At 65.9% G+C, this 18,510-nt stretch carries 19 protein-coding genes; 9 read left to right on the forward strand and 10 right to left on the reverse strand.

Annotation, left to right across the window (positions count from 1 at the left end):
* Positions 1 to 40 precede the first annotated feature (40 nt).
* Genes NR187_RS19290 through NR187_RS19300 form a run of 3 tightly spaced genes read left to right on the forward strand, consistent with a single transcriptional unit; the run spans position 41 to position 2,952 of the window.
* A complete protein-coding gene (locus tag NR187_RS19290) occupies positions 41 to 889 on the forward strand; it encodes a chorismate mutase (protein WP_211381247.1) in 849 nt (282 codons plus the stop codon).
* 36 nt (positions 890 to 925) lie between these two features.
* The gene (locus NR187_RS19295) at positions 926 to 2,020 is read left to right on the forward strand and encodes a histidinol-phosphate transaminase (RefSeq protein ID WP_211381246.1); all 1,095 of its coding nucleotides are present in this window, start codon (positions 926 to 928) and stop codon (positions 2,018 to 2,020) included.
* On the forward strand, positions 2,017 to 2,952 hold the full coding sequence (locus NR187_RS19300) for a prephenate/arogenate dehydrogenase family protein (protein ID WP_211381245.1): 936 nt from the start codon (positions 2,017 to 2,019) through the stop codon (positions 2,950 to 2,952). The genes NR187_RS19295 and NR187_RS19300 overlap by 4 nt, the downstream gene beginning before the upstream one ends.
* 109 nt (positions 2,953 to 3,061) lie before the next feature.
* On the opposite strand, the gene NR187_RS19305 is transcribed toward NR187_RS19300, so the two are convergent.
* Complete coding sequence (locus NR187_RS19305) at positions 3,062 to 4,246, reverse strand: DUF2125 domain-containing protein (RefSeq protein ID WP_211381244.1); 1,185 nt, start codon at positions 4,244 to 4,246, stop codon at positions 3,062 to 3,064.
* Between the two features lie 211 nt (positions 4,247 to 4,457).
* Between NR187_RS19305 and NR187_RS19310 the strand changes: the two genes are divergently transcribed.
* Positions 4,458 to 5,069, forward strand: coding sequence for a gamma-glutamylcyclotransferase (locus tag NR187_RS19310; protein ID WP_211381243.1), 612 nt, complete (start codon positions 4,458 to 4,460; stop codon positions 5,067 to 5,069).
* On the opposite strand, the gene NR187_RS19315 is transcribed toward NR187_RS19310, so the two are convergent.
* From NR187_RS19315 to ftsE, 4 genes are all read right to left on the reverse strand, one after another.
* Positions 5,066 to 5,839 (reverse strand): 1-acyl-sn-glycerol-3-phosphate acyltransferase, encoded by a 774-nt coding sequence (locus NR187_RS19315; protein WP_211381242.1) that lies wholly within the window; start codon positions 5,837 to 5,839, stop codon positions 5,066 to 5,068. The genes NR187_RS19310 and NR187_RS19315 overlap by 4 nt on opposite strands.
* Positions 5,840 to 5,861: 22 nt before the next feature.
* A complete protein-coding gene (locus tag NR187_RS19320; RefSeq protein WP_211381241.1) occupies positions 5,862 to 6,566 on the reverse strand; it encodes a YdcF family protein in 705 nt (234 codons plus the stop codon).
* A gap of 169 nt (positions 6,567 to 6,735) precedes the next feature.
* Positions 6,736 to 7,704 carry an ABC transporter permease gene (locus tag NR187_RS19325; RefSeq protein ID WP_211381240.1) on the reverse strand — a complete coding sequence of 323 codons (969 nt, stop codon included), beginning with the start codon at positions 7,702 to 7,704 and terminating at the stop codon, positions 6,736 to 6,738.
* The gene (gene ftsE, locus NR187_RS19330) at positions 7,697 to 8,356 is read right to left on the reverse strand and encodes a cell division ATP-binding protein FtsE (protein ID WP_211381239.1); all 660 of its coding nucleotides are present in this window, start codon (positions 8,354 to 8,356) and stop codon (positions 7,697 to 7,699) included. Before ftsE ends, NR187_RS19325 begins: the two co-directional genes overlap by 8 nt.
* 179 nt (positions 8,357 to 8,535) lie before the next feature.
* Between ftsE and NR187_RS19335 the strand changes: the two genes are divergently transcribed.
* Together NR187_RS19335 and NR187_RS19340 are read left to right on the forward strand one after the other, a co-directional pair.
* Complete coding sequence (locus tag NR187_RS19335) at positions 8,536 to 9,414, forward strand: MJ0042-type zinc finger domain-containing protein (protein WP_211381238.1); 879 nt, start codon at positions 8,536 to 8,538, stop codon at positions 9,412 to 9,414.
* 47 nt (positions 9,415 to 9,461) lie between these two features.
* The gene (locus NR187_RS19340; RefSeq protein WP_211381237.1) at positions 9,462 to 9,836 is read left to right on the forward strand and encodes a response regulator; all 375 of its coding nucleotides are present in this window, start codon (positions 9,462 to 9,464) and stop codon (positions 9,834 to 9,836) included.
* Between the two features lie 93 nt (positions 9,837 to 9,929).
* On the opposite strand, the gene NR187_RS19345 is transcribed toward NR187_RS19340, so the two are convergent.
* Positions 9,930 to 11,084, reverse strand: coding sequence for a DUF4175 family protein (locus tag NR187_RS19345; protein ID WP_211381236.1), 1,155 nt, complete (start codon positions 11,082 to 11,084; stop codon positions 9,930 to 9,932).
* Positions 11,072 to 13,033 (reverse strand): TIGR02302 family protein, encoded by a 1,962-nt coding sequence (locus NR187_RS19350; RefSeq protein WP_211381235.1) that lies wholly within the window; start codon positions 13,031 to 13,033, stop codon positions 11,072 to 11,074. The genes NR187_RS19345 and NR187_RS19350 overlap by 13 nt, the downstream gene beginning before the upstream one ends.
* Before the next feature lie 178 nt (positions 13,034 to 13,211).
* On the opposite strand from NR187_RS19350, the gene NR187_RS19355 reads away from it, so the two are divergent.
* On the forward strand, positions 13,212 to 13,595 hold the full coding sequence (locus tag NR187_RS19355; protein ID WP_211381234.1) for a carboxymuconolactone decarboxylase family protein: 384 nt from the start codon (positions 13,212 to 13,214) through the stop codon (positions 13,593 to 13,595).
* A 137-nt stretch (positions 13,596 to 13,732) separates the two neighbouring features.
* Positions 13,733 to 14,641 (forward strand): NAD(P)-dependent oxidoreductase, encoded by a 909-nt coding sequence (locus NR187_RS19360; protein ID WP_211381233.1) that lies wholly within the window; start codon positions 13,733 to 13,735, stop codon positions 14,639 to 14,641.
* Positions 14,642 to 14,650: 9 nt separating this feature from the next.
* Here NR187_RS19360 and lysA read toward each other — a convergent pair whose 3' ends face one another.
* The 3 genes from lysA to argH form a co-directional block, all read right to left on the reverse strand.
* The gene (gene lysA / locus NR187_RS19365; RefSeq protein ID WP_211381232.1) at positions 14,651 to 15,916 is read right to left on the reverse strand and encodes a diaminopimelate decarboxylase; all 1,266 of its coding nucleotides are present in this window, start codon (positions 15,914 to 15,916) and stop codon (positions 14,651 to 14,653) included.
* A 23-nt stretch (positions 15,917 to 15,939) separates the two neighbouring features.
* Entirely contained in the window at positions 15,940 to 16,230 is a 291-nt protein-coding gene (locus NR187_RS19370; protein WP_211381231.1) for a lipoprotein, read from the reverse strand.
* Positions 16,231 to 16,323: 93 nt separating this feature from the next.
* On the reverse strand, positions 16,324 to 17,721 hold the full coding sequence (gene argH / locus NR187_RS19375; RefSeq protein ID WP_211381230.1) for an argininosuccinate lyase: 1,398 nt from the start codon (positions 17,719 to 17,721) through the stop codon (positions 16,324 to 16,326).
* A 111-nt stretch (positions 17,722 to 17,832) separates the two neighbouring features.
* On the opposite strand from argH, the gene NR187_RS19380 reads away from it, so the two are divergent.
* Entirely contained in the window at positions 17,833 to 18,498 is a 666-nt protein-coding gene (locus tag NR187_RS19380) for a TlpA disulfide reductase family protein (RefSeq protein WP_211381229.1), read from the forward strand.
* The last annotated feature ends 12 nt before the right edge of the window (positions 18,499 to 18,510 follow it).

The following is an 18,510-nucleotide window of genomic DNA, read 5'->3' on the forward strand; positions in this document are numbered from 1 at the left end:
GAAAGCCTCTCAACAACCCTCGCAACAGCCCTTGTCAGACATGTCCCAACGTCCGCCCGCGCCACCATCATTGCAGGAACTGCGCAAGGAGATCGACGCGATCGACGAGAGCATGCATCGCCTCTTGATGCAGCGCGGCGACATCATCGACCGCCTGATCCAGGTGAAGCAGACCCAGGAGGTCGGGTCGGCGTTCCGCCCGGCGCGCGAGGCCGCCATGATGCGCGACCTCGTCCAGCGTCATCGCGGCATCCTGCCGCTCGACACGGTCGAAAGCATCTGGCGCGTGATCATCTCGACGTTCACCTATGTGCAGGCGCCGTTCTCAGTGCATGCCGACATCTCGGTGAGCGAGCCGGCGATGCGCGATTCGGCGCGATTCCATTTTGGTTTTACGGTGCCTTACGTCGCGCATTTCAGCGCGCAGGCGGCGGTCGAGGCTGTGGCGAAATCCAAGGGCGACCTGGCGCTGGTCTCGGCGACATCGAGCCGCACGCCGTGGTGGCTGTCGCTTGAACAAGCCGGTGCGCCCAAAATCATCGCGCGCTTGCCCTTCGTCGAGCGCGCCGACCATCCGGCGGCGTTGCCGGTGTTCGCGGTCTCGCGCGTCGCCGACAGCGCCCTGGTGACGGAGGTCGAGACCTTCAGCGTGCGCGTCTCCGGGTGGAATGCCGAGGTCGCGCGTGCCCTGTCGCCGCTCGCCGAGATCGTGGCGGTGCCTGATACCGCCTTCGACGGCGCGGCGTTGCTGGTCTCGGTCACCGCGGCCAGCAGCCTCGACAAAATCAAGGCTGCCCTGATCGAAGCGGGGGCCTCGGTGCGCTCCACGGCCCTCGTCGGCAGCCACGCAACGCGCTATACGGTGCCCCCGACCGGGTCGAAATCGTAAATCGCGAACCGCTTAAAGCTACTTCCGGAGTTGAAGATGTCCCGCCCCGTGCCGAATCCCGGCATTCTCGATATTGCGCCCTACACGCCCGGCAAGAGCCCGGTGGCGGAGCCGGGCCGCAAGGTGTTCAAGCTCTCGGCCAACGAGACGCCGTTCGGGCCCTCGCCGAAGGCGATCGAGGCGTTCAAGCACGTGGCCGACCACCTGGAGGATTATCCGGAAGGAACCTCGCGCGTGCTCCGCGAAGCGATCGGCCGTTCTTTCGGGCTCGATCCCAACCGCATCATCTGCGGCGCCGGCTCGGACGAGATCCTCAACCTGCTCGCCCACACCTATCTCGGCCACGGCGACGAGGCGATCTCCACCACCCACGGCTTCCTGGTCTACCCGATCGCGACCATGGCGGTCGGCGCCAGGAACGTCGTTGCCGCGGAGAAGAACCTCACCTGCGACGTCGATGCCATCCTCAAGGCGGTGACGCCGCGCACGAAACTGGTCTGGCTCGCCAACCCCAACAATCCGACCGGCACCTATGTGCCGTTCGACGAGGTCAAGCGCCTGCGCGCCGGCCTGCCCTCGCACGTGCTGCTGGTGCTGGACGCCGCCTATTCGGATTACGTCTCGCGCAACGATTACGAGATGGGGATCGAGCTCGTCGCCACCACCGAGAACACGGTGGTGACGCACACCTTCTCCAAGATCCACGGCCTCGCCGCGCTGCGCGTCGGCTGGATGTTCGGGCCCGAACACGTCATCGACGCCGTCAACCGCATCCGCGGCCCCTTCAACGTGTCGACGCCGGCAATGTACGCCGCCGTTGCCGCGATCGAGGACACCGCGCACCAGGCGATGTCGAAGCAGTTCACCGAGACCTGGCGCAACTGGCTGACCGAGGAGATCGGCAAGCTCGGGCTCAAGGTGACGCCGGGCGTCGCCAATTTCGTGCTGATCCACTTCGCGGAAAAGGGCAAGACCTCGGACGAGGCCGACGCCTACCTGACCAGGCGCGGCCTCGTGCTGCGCGGCCTGAAGAACTACGGCCTGCCGCATTCGCTGCGCATGACCATCGGCACCGAGGAGGCCAACCGCCTCGTCGTCGAGGCGTTGCGCGACTTCATGGCCGGCAAATGAGCGCGACGCCGCACTTCCAGCGCGTCGCGCTGATCGGTTTCGGCCTGATCGGCGGCTCGATCGCGCGCGCTGCGAAGCTCCAGGGCCTGGCTGGAGAGATCGTCACCACCGCGCGCTCGGAGACAACGCGCGCGCGGGTGATGGAGCTCGGCATCGTCGATCAGGTCATGTCGACCAATGCGGAAGCCGTGAAGGACGCCGATCTCGTCATCCTCTGCATTCCCGTCGGCGCCTGCGGGCCGGTGGCTCAGGAGATTGCGCCGCATCTGAAACCCGGCGCGATCGTCTCCGACGTCGGCTCGGTGAAGGGCGCCATCGTCCGGGACATGGCGCCGCACCTGCCGAACACCATCCATTTCGTGCCGGCGCATCCGGTGGCAGGCACCGAGCATTCCGGCCCCGATTCCGGCTTCGCCGAGCTCTTCATCAACCGCTGGTGCATCCTGACGCCGCCTGAAGGCGTCGATGCGGCGGCCACCGATCGCCTGCGCGCGTTCTGGGCGGCGATGGGCGCCAAGGTCGAGATCATGACGCCCGATCATCATGATCTCGTGCTCGCGATCACCAGCCATCTGCCGCATCTGATCGCCTACACCATCGTCGGTACCGCCGACGAATTGCAGCAGGTGACGGAGTCCGAGGTCATCAAATTCTCGGCCGGCGGCTTTCGCGATTTCACCCGCATCGCGGCGTCCGATCCGACGATGTGGCGCGACGTGTTCCTTGCCAACAAGGACGCCGTGCTGGAGATGCTGGGCACCTTCACCGAGGATCTGGCAAAGCTCACCCGCGCGATCCGCCGCGGCGACGGCGAGGCGCTGTTCGACCATTTCACCCGCACCCGTGCCATCCGCCGCGGCATCGTCGAGATCGGCCAGGATTCGGCCGCGCCCGACTTCGGCCGGCCGCATGCAGCGCTGAAGAAGCCGTAGCCTCCTCTTTCTTCCGTCATTGCAAGCGGCGCAGCGACGAAGCACGCCAGACTGTCTCCGAGGAGAAAGTCTGGATTGCTTCGCTTTCGCTCACAATGACGGGAGACAATCAATACAGCGGCGGGATCTGGCCGACCTTGACCGGGCCGAGCAGCACGGCGCCGTCGACGAATTTCAGCGGGAAGCTGCGGGCCTTCTTGCCTTCCAGCGTGCTCTCGGTGCCGATCGAATTGATGCCCGCGGCGACGCCGGCATTGGCGTTCTGCTTGATCACCTTGCCGAGGCCGGGAACGGCGCGGTCAAGCGCGCCGAACAGATTATTGAGATCCTGCGACTTCACACCGGGCGCGAGGCGGTCGAGGGTTGCCTGCGGCACGCCCTCTTCCAGCACCTTCTCGATGCCGAGCGCCGGGATCACGCGCTCGAGGCCCGTGACCGTCATCTGCAGTTCGCCGTCTAGACGGCCATTGGCCGAGAGCCCGAGCGTGCCGGCGGCGACCGCGATCATCTCGCCCTGCTGGATCCGCGACTGCACGATCTCGATGTGACCGCCGGCGGCCTGGATCTCGCGGAAACGCTGCGGCCACGGCTTTGGCGTGAGGTCCGAGAGGCCGGTGATCTTCGCGCGCGTATCCGCCTGGAACGGCTCGGCCAGCAGCGGATGAACGCCCTGGATGCTGCCCTGCGCGATCTGGAGCACGGTTTCGATCACGGGATGATCGGCCGACGATCCATCCGCGAGACGCCCGTGCAATTCGATCTGCTTGGCGCGCGCGAGCGGCACCTGCACGCTGCCGTCGAGACGGTTGACGGTGGGATCCTCGAACACGATCGAGGCGCGCTCCGGCACCGCCGGAAGCCCGATCACGCTGCTGCGACCCTTGCTCCAGTTCACCACGAAGGTGTTTTGCGTAACGCCGTCGGTGAGCGTCGCCGGCGCGGAGAATTCGGCGATGACGCGCTTGGGATCGTAGACCTGCGCAACGACCAGGATGTTGTCGAGCTTGGCCGTGAACGGCGTCTTGCTGGCGTTCTGCGACACCAGGGCGACGCTGGCGCCGGAACACTGGACTTCGAAACGGAACGGGAATCCAGCGATCGCGCGCTTGGCACAATCATAGATGCGGCCGGATTTGGCCTCCTGCGCGCGCCAGGCATCAGCCGCCACTTCGGCCTGCGAGGCGGCATAGAACCAGAAGCAGCTCCACGCGACGGCGAGGATCAGGAGGATAATCGGTGCGATGAAAAGGCCCCAACGGGAGCGCCGGCCTGCGGCAACGGTCATATCGGACATGCGGCGACCCTTTGGCCCCAGATGATGGCAAATGTAAGCGAGGTTCGGCTGCGACGAAAGGCGGAGAATTCGCTTCGCTTGTGGGCGCGGTTCTGCTACAGCGCGACGCGCTTCAGAAAAATCGTCATCGCGCTTTAGCTCCTTGTTCGAGCATGATCTTTTCGGAAAACCGCTTCACATTTTTCCGGATCATGCTGTAGCCGTGCCCGAAATGTCGGAAATCACCCTCCCCTCCGTCACCACAGCCAAGGGCGACCTCTGGGTGTTCGGCTACGGCTCGCTGATGTGGCGGCCGGGCTTCGAATTCGAGGAACGTGTCCCGGCGCGGCTGGTCGGCGAGCATCGCGCGCTCTGCGTCTATTCCTTCGTGCACCGCGGCACGCCGGAGAGGCCGGGCCTGGTGCTCGGGCTCGACCGCGGCGGCGCCTGCCGCGGCATCGCCTTCCGCGTCGCCGAGAAGAACCGCGCCGACGTGGTCGCTTATCTGAGGGCGCGCGAGCAGGTGACGTCGGTCTATCGGGAAGTGATGCGCTCGGTGTGGCTGGAGAACGACGCGCGGCAGCGCGTCTCCGCCCTCGCCTATGTGGTCGACCGCGGCCATGTGCAATATGCCGGCCGGCTGTCGCTCACCGAGCAACACCGCCACGTGCTCCAGGGCCATGGCCAGTCCGGCGCCAACCGCGACTACGTGACCGCGACGGTGAAGGCGATCGAGGCCGAAGGCTTTCGCGACACCCAGCTGCACCAGCTCGCGACCATGCTGCATGGTGATGCGCATCCCCTGCACGCGCAGGCTCCCGCTGAAGATCGAGAGAACCGTTAGCGCTCAGAAGGCGCGTAGCTCGGCGCCGAGCCGATCAACTGCTCCTGTTCCTTGCGGCCCGCTTCGACGAGGCGGCCGGTCGCGTCTTCGATCGCCGTTTGCACGCGGGAGAGAAACTCGTCCTTCGGCAGGCCTGAGGGCAGCGGATCGAGGAACTCGACCACCAGCGTGCCGGGATAGCGCATGAAGGTGCGACGCGGCCAGAACAGGCCGGAATTGAGCGCGATCGGCAGGCACCGGACGCCGCAGGACGAATAGATCTGCGCAAAGCCGGTCTTGTAGTCGGGCGCAGCACCCGGCGAACGGCGCGTGCCTTCGGGGAAGATCACGAGTTGGCGGCCTGAACGCACCGCTTCACGGGCGCGGCGGGTCATGTCGAGAAGCGCCTTCACGCCGGCCTTGCGGTCGATCGCGATCATCCCGGTCTTGACCAGGAACTGGCCGAACACGGGGATCTGCATGAGCTGACGCTTGAGGATGAAGATCGGGCGATTGAAAAAGCCCGGCAGCACGAAAGTCTCCCAGAACGACTGATGCTTTGCCGCGATCACCAGCGGCCCCTCCGGGATCTTCTCGACGCCGCGGAATTCCACCTTGATGTTGCAGACCACGCGCATCAGGAACAGCGTCGCCTTCGCCCACCATTTCGCGACCGTCAGCATCGCGCGCGGCGGCAAGGCGAAGGTCGGCAGCGCCACGATCGCAAGGCACACCAGCACGGCGTAGAACAGCACGTTGAACACGAGCGAGCGCAGGAAAATCAAGAACATCGACGATCCGTTCAATTGCCGGTCAATTGGCCTGTGCGGTGGCGGGCCGTCTCGGCTGGAGACCGGGAGGCTGCTCCGACATCTCGGGCGAAAGGTCAATCCCGAAATCCTCCAGCCGTACCCTGAGCTCGGCCGCGATATACTTGACATATTCCAGCAGCAGCAGCCGCAAGGTGGATGCCGAGGTCCACCACGGCTCCTCGCGCCATTTGTCGCCGACCACCGCGAACGGGATCAGATTCGTCTCCGGCATCGCATGCGAGAATTCCACCAGCGCGCGCGGCATGTGATAGTTCGAGGTGACCACGATCAGCGATCTGAAGCCCCGTCCCTCGGCCCAGCGCCGCGCTTCCGCAGCATTGCCACGGGTCGAGACCGCCGTGCGGTCGAGATCGACGCAACAATGCATGAAGGACTGGTTCTCCGGCAACGTCCGGGAGATGTCGCTCGCCGTCGAGGTCGGGTGCACGCCGGAGATCAGGAGCCGCTTGCCATAGCCGGCCGCGAGCAGCTCCATCGCGTCCAACACCCGCGACGAGCCGCCTGTGAGCACCACGATGCCATCAGCCTTGCGATCCGGCGCGATCTCGGCGCCGCGCAATTGCGACAGGAACGCGATGAAGCCCGCCGCCGCGCCGACGAAGGCGAGCGCAATCGTCGACACCAATGCCGCACGCAGCCAGCCGCGCGGCAGTTTCGGCGGTCGATCATCGGTCGGCGAGGTCATGTGATGTCGGTAATCCCTTCCCCGGACGATTTTAGGACGTTTTGAGGCGAAGTGGAGTCCGGTTTATCGGGCTCCGCGAACGCAATGGACACAACCCTATCCGCGTCAGCGGTGCGCTCCCTCGCCCCGCAAGCGGGAAGAGGGGAAGAAGCCACACGCACAAATATTCTCAATCGACATCGTTCAGCGTCGCGAACAGGGTCTGGCGCGAGGCCACGGCGGTGATGGCGCCGATCAGCACGGCCTGCACCGCAAGCACGATGTAGCCGGACGGCCGCAGCGAGAAGGTGCCGAGCAGGGCTGCGAACTGGTCGCCGACGGGGGTGCCGGAAAACCAGCCGGCGATCGACTCGGAGAAGCCGAACACCAGCATTGCGGCGCCACCGCCGATGACGCCGCCCTCCAGGCCCAGCCTGAGGAAATGCCGCAGGAAACGGTTGGCGATGTAGCGGTCGCCGGCGCCGACGAAGTGCAGGACCTCGACGATCGGACGGTTCGCCGCCATGGCGCCGCGGGTCGCAAACGACACCGAGATGATGGTCGCGATGATGACGAGCGCGAGAATGCCGAGGCCGGCGAGCACGGTGGCATTGGTCATCGAGCGCATGCGCTCGATCCAGGCGCGGTGATCGTCGACGCTGGCGCTCGGCGCCACCTGGGTCACCCGGGCGCGCAGGGCGCCGAGATCGAGCGGCGTGCCGGGCTGCACGCGCGCGATGATCATGCGCGGCACCGGCAGATCGTCCATCGACAGCCCGGTGCCGAGCCAAGGCTCGAGCAGCTTCCCGCTCTCGTCCTTGGTGAACGGCTTGACCTCGACGATGCCGGCTTGCGCGCGCATGGCCTCGGCCACCGCCGCGGTGTCGCGCTCGAGATCGCGGCCGGTCTGCGGGCGGACCTGGATGGTGATTTCGCTGGCGACGTCCGACTGCCATTCCGCGGCGGAGGCGCTGACCAGCAGCACCGTGCCCGTGGTCATCGACGCCAGGAAGGTCATGATGGCCACGACGGCGACCAGGGCACGGCCATGGATCGAGGCGCGCGGCACGATCGGCGACAGGTTGCGCGCCCGAGGAGGAAGCGGCGGCCCCTCCTGTCCGAGGTCGACCAAGACGCCGCGCTCGTCGGGTCTACTCATAGACGTGCAGCCGGCCCTGATGCAGCACGAAGCGGCGCGCCTCGTACTGGTCCATCAGGGCGATGTCGTGGGTGGCGATGATGACGGCGGTGCCCGATTTGTTGAGCTCGATGAACAGTCGCAGCAGGCGGCGGCCGAGCGTCGGATCGACGCTGCCGGTCGGCTCATCCGCCAACAGGAGCTGCGGCCGCGAGATCACGGCGCGCGCGATCGCCGCGCGCTGCTTCTCGCCGCCGGACAGGATCGGCGGCAGCGCGTCCATGCGCTCGCCGAGCCCGACCCATTTCAACAGGTCGATGACCTCCTTGCGGTAGCTCGATTCGCTGCGGCCCATGACGCGGAACGGCAGCGCGACGTTCTCATAGGTCGTCATGTGGTCGAGCAGGCGGAAATCCTGCAGCACGATGCCGATGCGCTTGCGCAGATCCGCGATCTCGTCCTTGCCGAGCTGCGAGATGTCGTGGCCGAACAGATTGACCAGGCCGCGCGTCGGCCGATGCGACAGGAACAGCAGGCGCAGCAGCGAGGTCTTGCCGGCGCCGGACGGGCCGGTGAGGAACTGGAAGGAGTGCGCCGGAATCTGGAAGCTGAGGTCGCGCAGGATCTCCGGCCCCAGACCGTAACGCAATCCGACATTTTCGAACCGAACCAAGTTCAGCTCCGTTCGAGAGAGGGCGCGGGCCGCGTCGCTGCGCTCCGCCGCACGCGATCAAGGGGTTCTGCGGCCGTTATGGTTTCCGGTTCGTTAACGGTCGCCTTGTAGCATAATTGCCGCCCGGTTCTCCGCGACCGCGTCATCGTCAAGACCCGTCCATGCATCAAGGCTCGTCCATGCATATCGTCTGCCCCCATTGTACGACATCCTACGCCATCAAGCTTGCGAGCCTGGGCGCGAACGGCCGGACGGTCCGCTGCTCCCGTTGCAAGGAGACCTGGGTCGCCCATGCCGAGGATGCCATCGAGGAGGCGTCCATCCCGGCCATGGCCGCGGCCAGCCAGGCCGACGACCAGTCCGACCTCGCCGAGCAGTGGAACTCCTACGCAAAGGACGACGGCGCCACCGATGCGCCCGTTGTCGACAGCCCGTCGATCGCCAGCGACTGGCCGGACGAGGAGGCCCGGGAAACCGAGGACGAATGGTCAGCGGCGGCCCGGGATGCCGAGGAGGAGGTCGTCGGCGCACAGCATCAATCCTGGTTCCGCGGCCTGTTCGGCCGCCGCGGGGCGCGGGTGAGGCGTCAGGCGCCCACCGTAGCTCCGCGAAAATCCTATTTCGGCCTGCCGACCGCCTGCGCCGCCATGGGTGCGCTGGTGCTTGCGCTCGTCGTCTGGCGCGGCGACATGGTGCGGCTGCTCCCGCAGACGGCGGCCTTCTACAAGATGGTCGGCCTTGAGGTTAACCTGCGCGGACTGGCCTTCAAGGACGTCAAGCTCTCCAGCGAGACCGTGGACGGTAAGCAGGTGCTGGTGATCGAGGGCGTCATCGTCGGTCAAGGCAAGAAGCCGCTCGACATTCCCAGGCTGCGTTTCGCGGTGCGAGACGCGCAAGGCGCCGAGATCTACGCCTGGAACACCGTTCTGGAGCAGACCGTGCTGCAGCCCGGCGAGCGGGCCTTCTTCCGCTCGCGCCTGGCCTCGCCGCCGCCGGAGGGCCGCAATATCGACGTTCGCTTCTTCAACCGGCGCGACATCGCCGGCGGCAGCGTATAATCGGTCCCGCAGGCCCGCACGGGAGGTTGGTCCCAAGGTTTGATCTCATGCCGAAAATCTTGATCGCCGACGACGAGGATTCGATGCGCCAGCTGGTGGCGCGTGCCATCGCCATGGACGGCCACGAGATCGTCACCGCGCAGGACGGCGCAGAGGCACTTGAAATCCTGACCCGCGCGGACGGCGCCTTCGATCTGCTGCTCACCGACATCCAGATGCCCGTCATGGACGGCATCGCGCTGGCGTTGTCCGTCGCGCGCGATTTCCCCGACCTGACGATTTTGCTGATGACCGGATTCGCCGATCAACGCGAGCGCGCCTCGAACCTCAATGCGCTGGTGCATGACGTCGTGACCAAGCCGTTTTCGGTCGCCGACATCCGCACCGCCGTGGCGGATGCGCTGGCGGCGAAGAAGGCGTAGCGCGGGCGGGATTGTAGCCCGCGTGGGCGATATGCAGGACCGGCGGCCCCGGATATCGCTTCGCTCATCCGGGCTACGAGAGCCGCCGCAGCCTCAAAAATCCTTCAGCAGCCGCTCGATATAGTCGAGCTCGATCTGCGGGCGCGAGGAATCCCCTAAGCGGCGGCGGAGCTCTTCGAGGATGCGGCGGACGCGCTGGGCGTCGATCTCGCCGGGGATCTTCACCGTGTAGTCGTCGCTCAGATCGCGGCCATGCAGGGGGCGGCCGAGCGGATCGGTCTGATTGCCGCCGCTCTGCTGGCGGCCGGCACGATTGCCGGGACCATCGCCCTGCCCGTCGCCGTCGCCCTGCTGCATCGCCTCGGCCATCTTCTGCGCGCCCTTGCGCAAGGCGTCGAGGGCCTTGCCCTGCGAGTCCACGGCACCGTCGGAATTGCCCTCGCCGAGCTTCGAGCCGGCATCGCCCATGGCCCCGTCGGCGGCGTCCAGGCTGCCATCGTCATCGCCCTGGTCACCGTCCTGATCGCCATCCTGGCCGGACTGCCCCTGCTCGCCCTGCTGCCCCTTCTGCCCTTTCTGGCTCTGGCCCTTCTGCCCTTTCTGCGCGAGGCCGCGCTTGGCGAGCTCGTCCTGCAACTTCTTCAGGCGGTCGCGCAGCGACTGCTGATCCTGCTGGAGGTCCGACATCGACTGGTCGCCCTGCTGCTTGCCGCGCGAGCGATCACGCCGGGAGTCCTGGCCCTGCTTGAATGTCTTGTCACGCAATTGCTGCTGCTTGCGGATCATGTCGCTGAGCTCGTTGAGCGCCTGCTCCATGTCGCTGTCGCCGGATTGCCCGGGCTGCGCCATCTGGAGGTTTTCCATGATCTGCGCAAGCTGCTCGAGCATGCGCTCGGCCGCTTCTTTATTGCCTTCCTTGGCCGCCTTCTCGATCTGCTTCAGAAGTTCGTCCAGGTCGCGCTGGGTGATGACGGAGCGATCGCGGCTTGAGGACTGGCTGCGCTCGGTCGCGCGCTTGTAGTCCTCGAGCTTCTGGATGGCGTCGGACTGATTGTTGAGGCTCTTTCCGGATTCCTTCTGCCTGAGGCTGTCGCCGGACTCCTGCATCGCCTTTTCGGCGCTGTCGAGCAGCGCATCGGGATCCTGGTCCTGCTGGGCCGAGACGGCTGCGGGCACGCCTCCGAGCAGGACGGCGAGAGCGGCGATCGAGATCGCCTTCAAGACTGGCACGCGCGCTAGCTTCCGCATTTCCGGTCCCGTGTGAACTGATTGGCGCCGTCGTTGCCCGCCTTGTTGGCCCGGTTGTTCGCCGATTTCCGATAGGCCTGAAGCTGCTCGCGCAACGCATCCTGCTGCTTCGACAGTTCTTCGAACTGGTCGGGCGTGGCTTTCTGAGTCTTCTGTTTCAGCTCGACAGCCTTGTCGAGGATGAGCTGGACTTCGGCGGGGAACGGCTGCCGGGCGCCGAGCGGATTTTGCTCGGAACGGCGGGCGAGATCGCGCACCTTGCCGGCCATCGCCTCGCGCAGCTTCTGCGTCAGCACCCTGATCTCGTCCTCGCTGGCACCGCGTTCCAGCGCACGCTTGAGCGCGTCCTGCGCCGAGCGCAGCGCGGCGTTGACGCTGCCGGCGACGCCGTCATCCTCGATGGTGACCGCGAACGCCCACATGCTTCCCACCACATCGCGCAACGCATCATCGGTGCGGGCGGCTTCCAGCTGCAGCGCCAGGCTGCGCAGGCCGAGATAGCAGCCCGCGTCCGGCGTGAACAATTCGGGCGCGATCATCAGCGCGTCGAGCGCGGCGTAGACGTCGGAATTCCTGTTGGCATCGAGCGCGAGGATGCGGCGCTGCTCAATCAGCGCGCGGGCGAGCGAATTGGTGAAGAGCCGCTCGGGCAGGCGCATGTTGAAGGGTTCGCTCTTGGCCTCGTTGCCGGCCTCGTCCTTGGCGGTAAGCGTCAGCGTGACGTCGGCGCCCGCATACGGGTCCTCGCTGAGGTCCTTCACCGTCTGGCCGACGCCGTTGCGGGTGCGCGCATTCGGCAGCACGAGCGGAAACTGCGGCGGCTGGAACAGCGGCCGCGCGGCCGCCTTGGTGTCGGTCTCCTTGCCGGCGTCCTTCACGCCATCCTTCACACCATCCTTGGCATCGGCGGGGCGCAGGCCGATTTGCGCCTCGGCGCCGGTGACGCCGTAATCGTCCTCGATCTTGTAGGAGAGCTGGAGCGCGCCGCGCGCCTGGCGCTCGGGGTCCTTGGCCAGCGCAATCGTCGGCGGCCGGTCCGGCGTTGCCACAAACGCCCATTGCGGCTGGCCGGAGGGCGCGCGGACATGCGCGGTACCGTCGCCGGCGATGGCAAAATGCTTCTCGTTGGTGCCCTTGGGCGCGGCTTCCGTGGGGGCAACCTCCTTGAGGCCACCGGAAACGACGACATCGAGGCTGCCGCCGGAGGAGCGCACGATCAGGGTCGAGCCGGCGGGAACGGCAAGCGGACCGCTGGCGGGTAGCGCCGCGGCCTCCTTGTTGGCGGCCGACAGGATGATCGGCGGCTTGCCGGCATAGAGCGGCGGCGTGACCCAGGCGTCGACACGAATATTGGCCGGTGCCAGCACGCCGTTCCAGTCGAACGCGGCCCCGAGCCGCATGGCTCGCTCGTCTCCGGCTGCGAAGAAGGTCGCCACCAGCATCACCATGACCAGCGCGCGCAGCGCCCAGGGATCATGCAGAGCCAGCCGCGGGTTCGGCAGACCGGCGCGGATGCGCTTGATCGAAGCCAGCGTGCGCTCGCGCTGCGCCTGCCACAGCGCCAGCGCCACCGGATCCTTTGAGCTCAGCGTGTCCGTCAGCGTGGTGGCCGGTCGATGGCGGATGCCGGAGCCACGGTCGAGCCGGGCCAGCGCCTCCTCACGGCTCGGCCAGCGGAAACGAATCAACGGGAACAGGACGGCAATCGCGATGCCGGCGAAAACCACGAGACCGATGGCGCGGGCAATGAACGGCAGCGACAGCCAGAGGCCGGCCCAGGACACCACCAGGAACAGGCCGACAACGGTCAAAAGCCGCGCCAAATTCGGCCAGGCACGCTCCCACGCGATGGCATAAATGGCCCGTTGCAGGGCCTGCGCCAGCTTCAGCCGCGACAGAGCGTCGCCATCGCGGATCGGGTCTGACGGGTCGGGGGTGACGCCGTTCAATCAACTCTCCAGGTTGCCCGGAAGAGAAGCGTACCACAACGGCAGCACTGAGGCATCCGTTCCTGTACGGGAGACACCCCTTTTCCCGCATAACACGAGGACGTGACTGGCCGGCCGCAACCCCGTAATTTCCGCGCGCCGTTCCCAAGGGAAATGCAAGGGAAACAAAGGAAACGCCATGGACAAGAAGATGCACGACAAGGGCCTGGAAGTCCGCAAAGCGGTACTGGGCGAGGCCTATGTCAACAATGCCCTGAAGAGCGTCGACGATTTCAACCGTCCGTTCCAGGAGATGCTCAACGAATATTGCTGGGGCACGGTGTGGGGCCGCGAGGAGCTGCCGCGCAAGACCCGCAGCATGCTCAACATCGCGATGATCGCGATCCTCAACCGCCAGCACGAGTTTCGCGCGCATCTCAAGGGCGCGCTGACCAATGGCGTGACCCGCGACGAAATCCGCGAGATTCTGATGCAGGTCGCGATCTACGGCGGCATGCCGGCCGCGGTCGACAGCTTTCGCATCGCGCGCGAGGTGTTCGCGGAGATCGACGGGAAGGCGTGACGCCAGACTAACCGCTCTTAACGCTATTGCTTCGTCATCGCGAGCGAAGCGAAGCAATCCAGAAAGCCTCCGCGGCAACAGACTGGATTGCTTCGTCGCTTCGCTCCTCGCAATGACGACAGGAAGGAAACAACACCATGGACATCGGATTCATCGGCCTCGGAAACATGGGTTTCCCGATGGCGCGGCGGCTGGTTGAGGCGGGACACAGGCTGGTCGTGTTCGATACGCGCAAGGAAGTCGTCGACAAACTGGTGGCGCGCGGTGCGACGGCGGCGACTTCGCCGAAGGACGTCGCCGACCAGGTCGAGACGGTGATGGCGAGCCTGCCGTCGCTGCAAGCTTCGCTCGAGGTCGCGACCGGGGCGAACGGCGTCATCGAGGGTAAGCGGGTCAGACGCTTCATCGACCTTTCGACCGTCGGCTCGCAGATGGCATCGAAGATCCATGGCCTGCTCGCCAAGCACGACATCGTGCAAATCGACTGCCCGGTCTCCGGCGGCGTCGGCGGCGCCGAGAAGGGCACGCTGGCCGTGATGGTCTCTGGGCCGAAGGCGGATTTCGAGCTGCTCAAGCCGGCGCTCGACGTGATCGGAAAAGTGTTCTTCATCGGCGAGAAGCCGGGCGCGGCGCAGACCATGAAGCTCGCCAACAATTTCCTCTCGGCCACCGCGATGGTGGCGACGTCGGAAGCCGTGGTGATGGGGGTGAAAGCCGGGCTCGATCCCGCCGTGATGATCGACGTTATCAATGCGGGATCGGGCATGAACACCGCGAGCCGCGACAAGTTTCCACGCTCGGTGCTGCCGCGCAGCTTCGATTTCGGCTTCGCCACGGGGCTGATGGTGAAGGACGTCCGGCTGGCGCTGGAGGAAATGAAGCAGCTCGGCTTGTCGATGGAGGTCGCCGATGCGGTCGGGCGCCTGTGGGAGACCGTGATCAGCGCGGAAGGCGCCGAGTCCGATTTCACCGCCGCGATCAAGCCGATCGAGAAGAAGGCAGGCGTAGTGGTTGGCGGGAAGGCCGGCGGATTGGCGGGGAAGTAGCGCCTCGCCTCACAACCACGGCGCGGGCGTATCCATCGCGATCAACTGCTCGACCTCGATGCGCGGGCGCACGACCGCGTACTGGTCGCCCTTCACCAGCACCTCGGGCACCAGCGGCCGCGTGTTGTAGGTGCCGGCCTGGACCGCGCCATAGGCGCCCGCTGTCATGATGGCGAGGAGATCGCCGGGCTTCGGCGTCGGCAGCGTACGATCCAGCGCGAGGTAGTCGCCGGTCTCGCAGACCGGGCCGACGACGTCGGCCAGGATCGTGGAAGTGCCGCTCGCAGGCTGCGTTACCGGCAAGATGTCGTGATGGGCTTCATACAGCGTCGGACGGATCAGGTCGTTCATCGCGGCGTCGATGATGACGAAATTCTTGCCGTCGCCATGCTTCACATAGATGACCTTGGCGACGAGGATGCCGGCATTGCCGACGATCATGCGGCCCGGCTCGAACATCAGCGTGCAGCCGAGATTGTGGCTGATGCGCTTGACCATGGCCGCATAGGCGTCGGGCGCCGGCGGCGCCTCGCGGTCCATGTAATAGGGAATGCCGAGGCCGCCGCCGAAATCGACATGCGAGATGTTGTGGCCGTCGGCGCGCAGCGTCTGCACGAATTCGGAGAGGATGCGGAACGCGGTCTCCATCTTGGACAGATCGGTGATCTGGCTGCCGATATGCACGTCGGTGCCGGTCACCTCGATGCCCGGCAGCTTCGCGGCGCGCGCATAGACCTCGCGGGCATAGGCGATCGGAATGCCGAACTTGTTCTCCGACTTGCCGGTGGAAATCTTGGCATGCGTGCCGGCATCGACGTCCGGATTGACGCGAATAGAGATGCGCGCGGTCTTGCCCATCTCCGTCGCAAGGCGCGACAGCAGCTCGAGCTCCGGTTCGGATTCGACGTTGAGGCAGAGGATGTCGGCGGCAAGCGCGGCGCGCAATTCGGTCTCGGTCTTGCCGACACCGGAGAACAGGATCTTGCTCGCCGGGATGCCGGCGGCCAGCGCCCGCTTCAATTCGCCGCCCGAGACCACGTCGGCGCCGGCCCCGAGCTTTGCCAGCGTGCGCAGCACCGACTGGTTCGAGTTCGCCTTCATGGCGTAGCAGACCAGCACCTTCTCGCCGGCGAAGGCGTCGGTGAAGACACGATAGTGGCGCTCCAAAGTCGCGGTCGAATAGCAATAGAATGGCGTGCCGACGGTCGCGGCCAGCTCGGACAGGTTCACCGCCTCGGCGTGCAGCACGCCGTTGCGATAGTCGAAATGATTCATGGCGTTGGCTCAGTTGCCCCAGCTCATCTGCTGGGTGTGTCGTCCAGAAGCGGGTCGAGAATGAAAGATTTCTTCCTGCCCTTGGCGGCCGCGGGCGCGGCGTCCGCACCATAGGTGGGATTGAACACGCTCGGCGTCTTCTGGGCTTCGGTCTCGGTGTCGGTCGGAGGCGCGATGTTGGCCGTCGACGCGCTGGAGGCGGTCGGCGGCAAATCCAGCGGACCTTTGCGGCCGCAGCCGGCAAGCGCGAGCGCCGTCAGGCTCAAGACAATGATGGCCCACGCCGAGCCGGCCGGGCGAAACTTTGACGTCACGACGAAATCCCCACTACGCGCGGCGCACCATACAGAGATTAGCGCGCTCTGGCGAGACCCGGATGACCATGAAACATAAGCGAAATTTTGCCCTCAGCCCAATTTTCGCTCTTTTTCCAGCCGCTTCGCCCAGGCCTTGGCCTGGCTCGCCACGTTCGTCGGCGCGGTGCCGCCGAAGCTGGTCCGGCTCTTCACCGACGATTCGACCGAGAGCACGCCAAGCACGTCCTTCGTGATCTTCGGCTCGATCGCCTGCATCTCCTTGAGCGGCAGCTCGTGCAGCGCCACGCCGCCCTCGGCGGCCCTCGCCACGATGCGGCCGGTGACGTGATGGGCGTCGCGGAACGGCATCTTCAACGTCCGTACCAGCCAGTCGGCGAGGTCGGTGGCGGTGGCATAGCCCTCGCCGGCAGCAAGCTTCATCTTCGCCTCGTCGGGGACGAGGTCGCGGACCATGCCGGTCATGGCGCGGATCGCAAGCGACAGCGCGGCAAAGCCCTCCATGGCCCCCTGCTTGTCCTCCTGCATGTCCTTTTGATACGCGAGCGGCAACCCCTTCATCACGATCAGCAGCCCGTTGAGCGCGCCGATGACGCGGCCGGTCTTGGCACGCACCAGCTCGGCGGCGTCAGGATTGCGCTTCTGCGGCATGATCGACGAGCCGGTGGTGAACTTGTCGCTGAGCCGGATGAGACCAACCAGCGGCGAGGTCCAGATTACGATCTCCTCGGCGAAGCGCGACATGTGCACGGCGCAGATCGAGGCCGCCGACAACGTCTCCAGCACGAAGTCGCGATCGGAGACCGCATCGAGCGAATTCGCCATCGGGCGGTCGAAGCCGAGCGCTTTGGCGGTGGCGTGCCGATCGATCGGGAACGAGGTGCCGGCGAGCGCGGCCGCGCCGAGCGGAGACTCGTTCAGCCGCTTGCGCGCATCCTGGAAACGGCCGCGATCGCGCGCCGCCATCTCGACATAGGCGAGCAGATGATGGCCGAAGGTCACGGGCTGCGCGGTCTGCAGATGCGTGAAGCCGGGCATCACGGTCGCGGCATGTTCGAGCGCGCGGTTGACCAGCGAGGCCTGGAACGCGGCCAGCGCGGCGTCGGTCTCGTCGAGAACGTCTCGGACATAGAGACGGAAATCCGTCGCGACCTGGTCGTTGCGCGAGCGCGCGGTGTGCAGGCGGCCGGCGGCGGGCCCGATCAGCTCGGACAGGCGGCTTTCGACATTCATGTGAATGTCCTCGAGCGCACGCTTGAATTCGAAGCCGCCCTTGCCGATCTCTGACAAAATCGTGTCTAGACCCTTGCCGATATTTTTCGCATCAGAGGCCGTGATGATGCCCTGCGCGGCCAGCATCGCGGCGTGGGCCTTGGATGCTGCAATGTCCTGGGCAAAGAGGTGACGATCGACGTCGATGGAGACGTTGATCTCTTCCATGATCTCGTCGGGACGTTCCGAGAACCGGCCGCCCCACATCTTGTTGCTCATGATCCCCTGCTCACGCCTTTGCCTGTCGCTGGCTGCCGTATGTTTGCCGACTGCTGCCAGCCGTACTAAGAGGCCCCTGATAGCCATATCTGCGACCGGATGACAAACGATATGCTCGACCAGAAGCCCTCCGCCACGCGCCGGGTCCCTTTCGTCATCGCCACCGTGGCGATCGGGGGACTGGCCGGCTTCGCTGCGCTCTATGGGCTGGGCCTGAGCCGGGCCCCGTCCGGCGACCCGGCCTGCCGGGCGGCGGTGGCAACAGCGCAAAAAATCGCCCCGCTTGCCCATGGCGAGGTGGCCGCCCTGACCATGGCGAGCGCCCCTTTGAAGCTGCCGGATCTCGCCTTCGAGGACGCCGACGGCAAGCCGAAAAAGCTGTCCGATTTCCGCGGCAAGACGCTGCTGGTCAACCTCTGGGCCACCTGGTGCGTGCCATGTCGAAAAGAGATGCCGGCGCTGGACGAGCTTCAGGGCAAGCTGTCGGGCCCGAATTTCGAGGTGGTGGCGATCAATATCGACACCCGCGACGCCGAGAAGCCCAAGACCTTCCTGAAGGAGGCCAATCTGACTAGGCTCGGCTATTTCAACGACCAGAAAGCCAAGGTTTTCCAGGATCTTAAGGCCATAGGCCGGGCTTTAGGCATGCCGACCTCGGTGCTGGTCGATCCCCAGGGCTGCGAGATCGCGACGATCGCGGGGCCGGCGGAATGGGCAAGCGAGGATGCGCTCAAGCTGATCCGGGCGGCGACGGGCAATGCCGCCGCGTCGCTCTAGTTATTGGCGCAT

The sequence above is a fragment of the Bradyrhizobium sp. Bra64 genome (assembly GCF_024519875.1).
Classification (GTDB): domain Bacteria; phylum Pseudomonadota; class Alphaproteobacteria; order Rhizobiales; family Xanthobacteraceae; genus Bradyrhizobium; species Bradyrhizobium japonicum_G.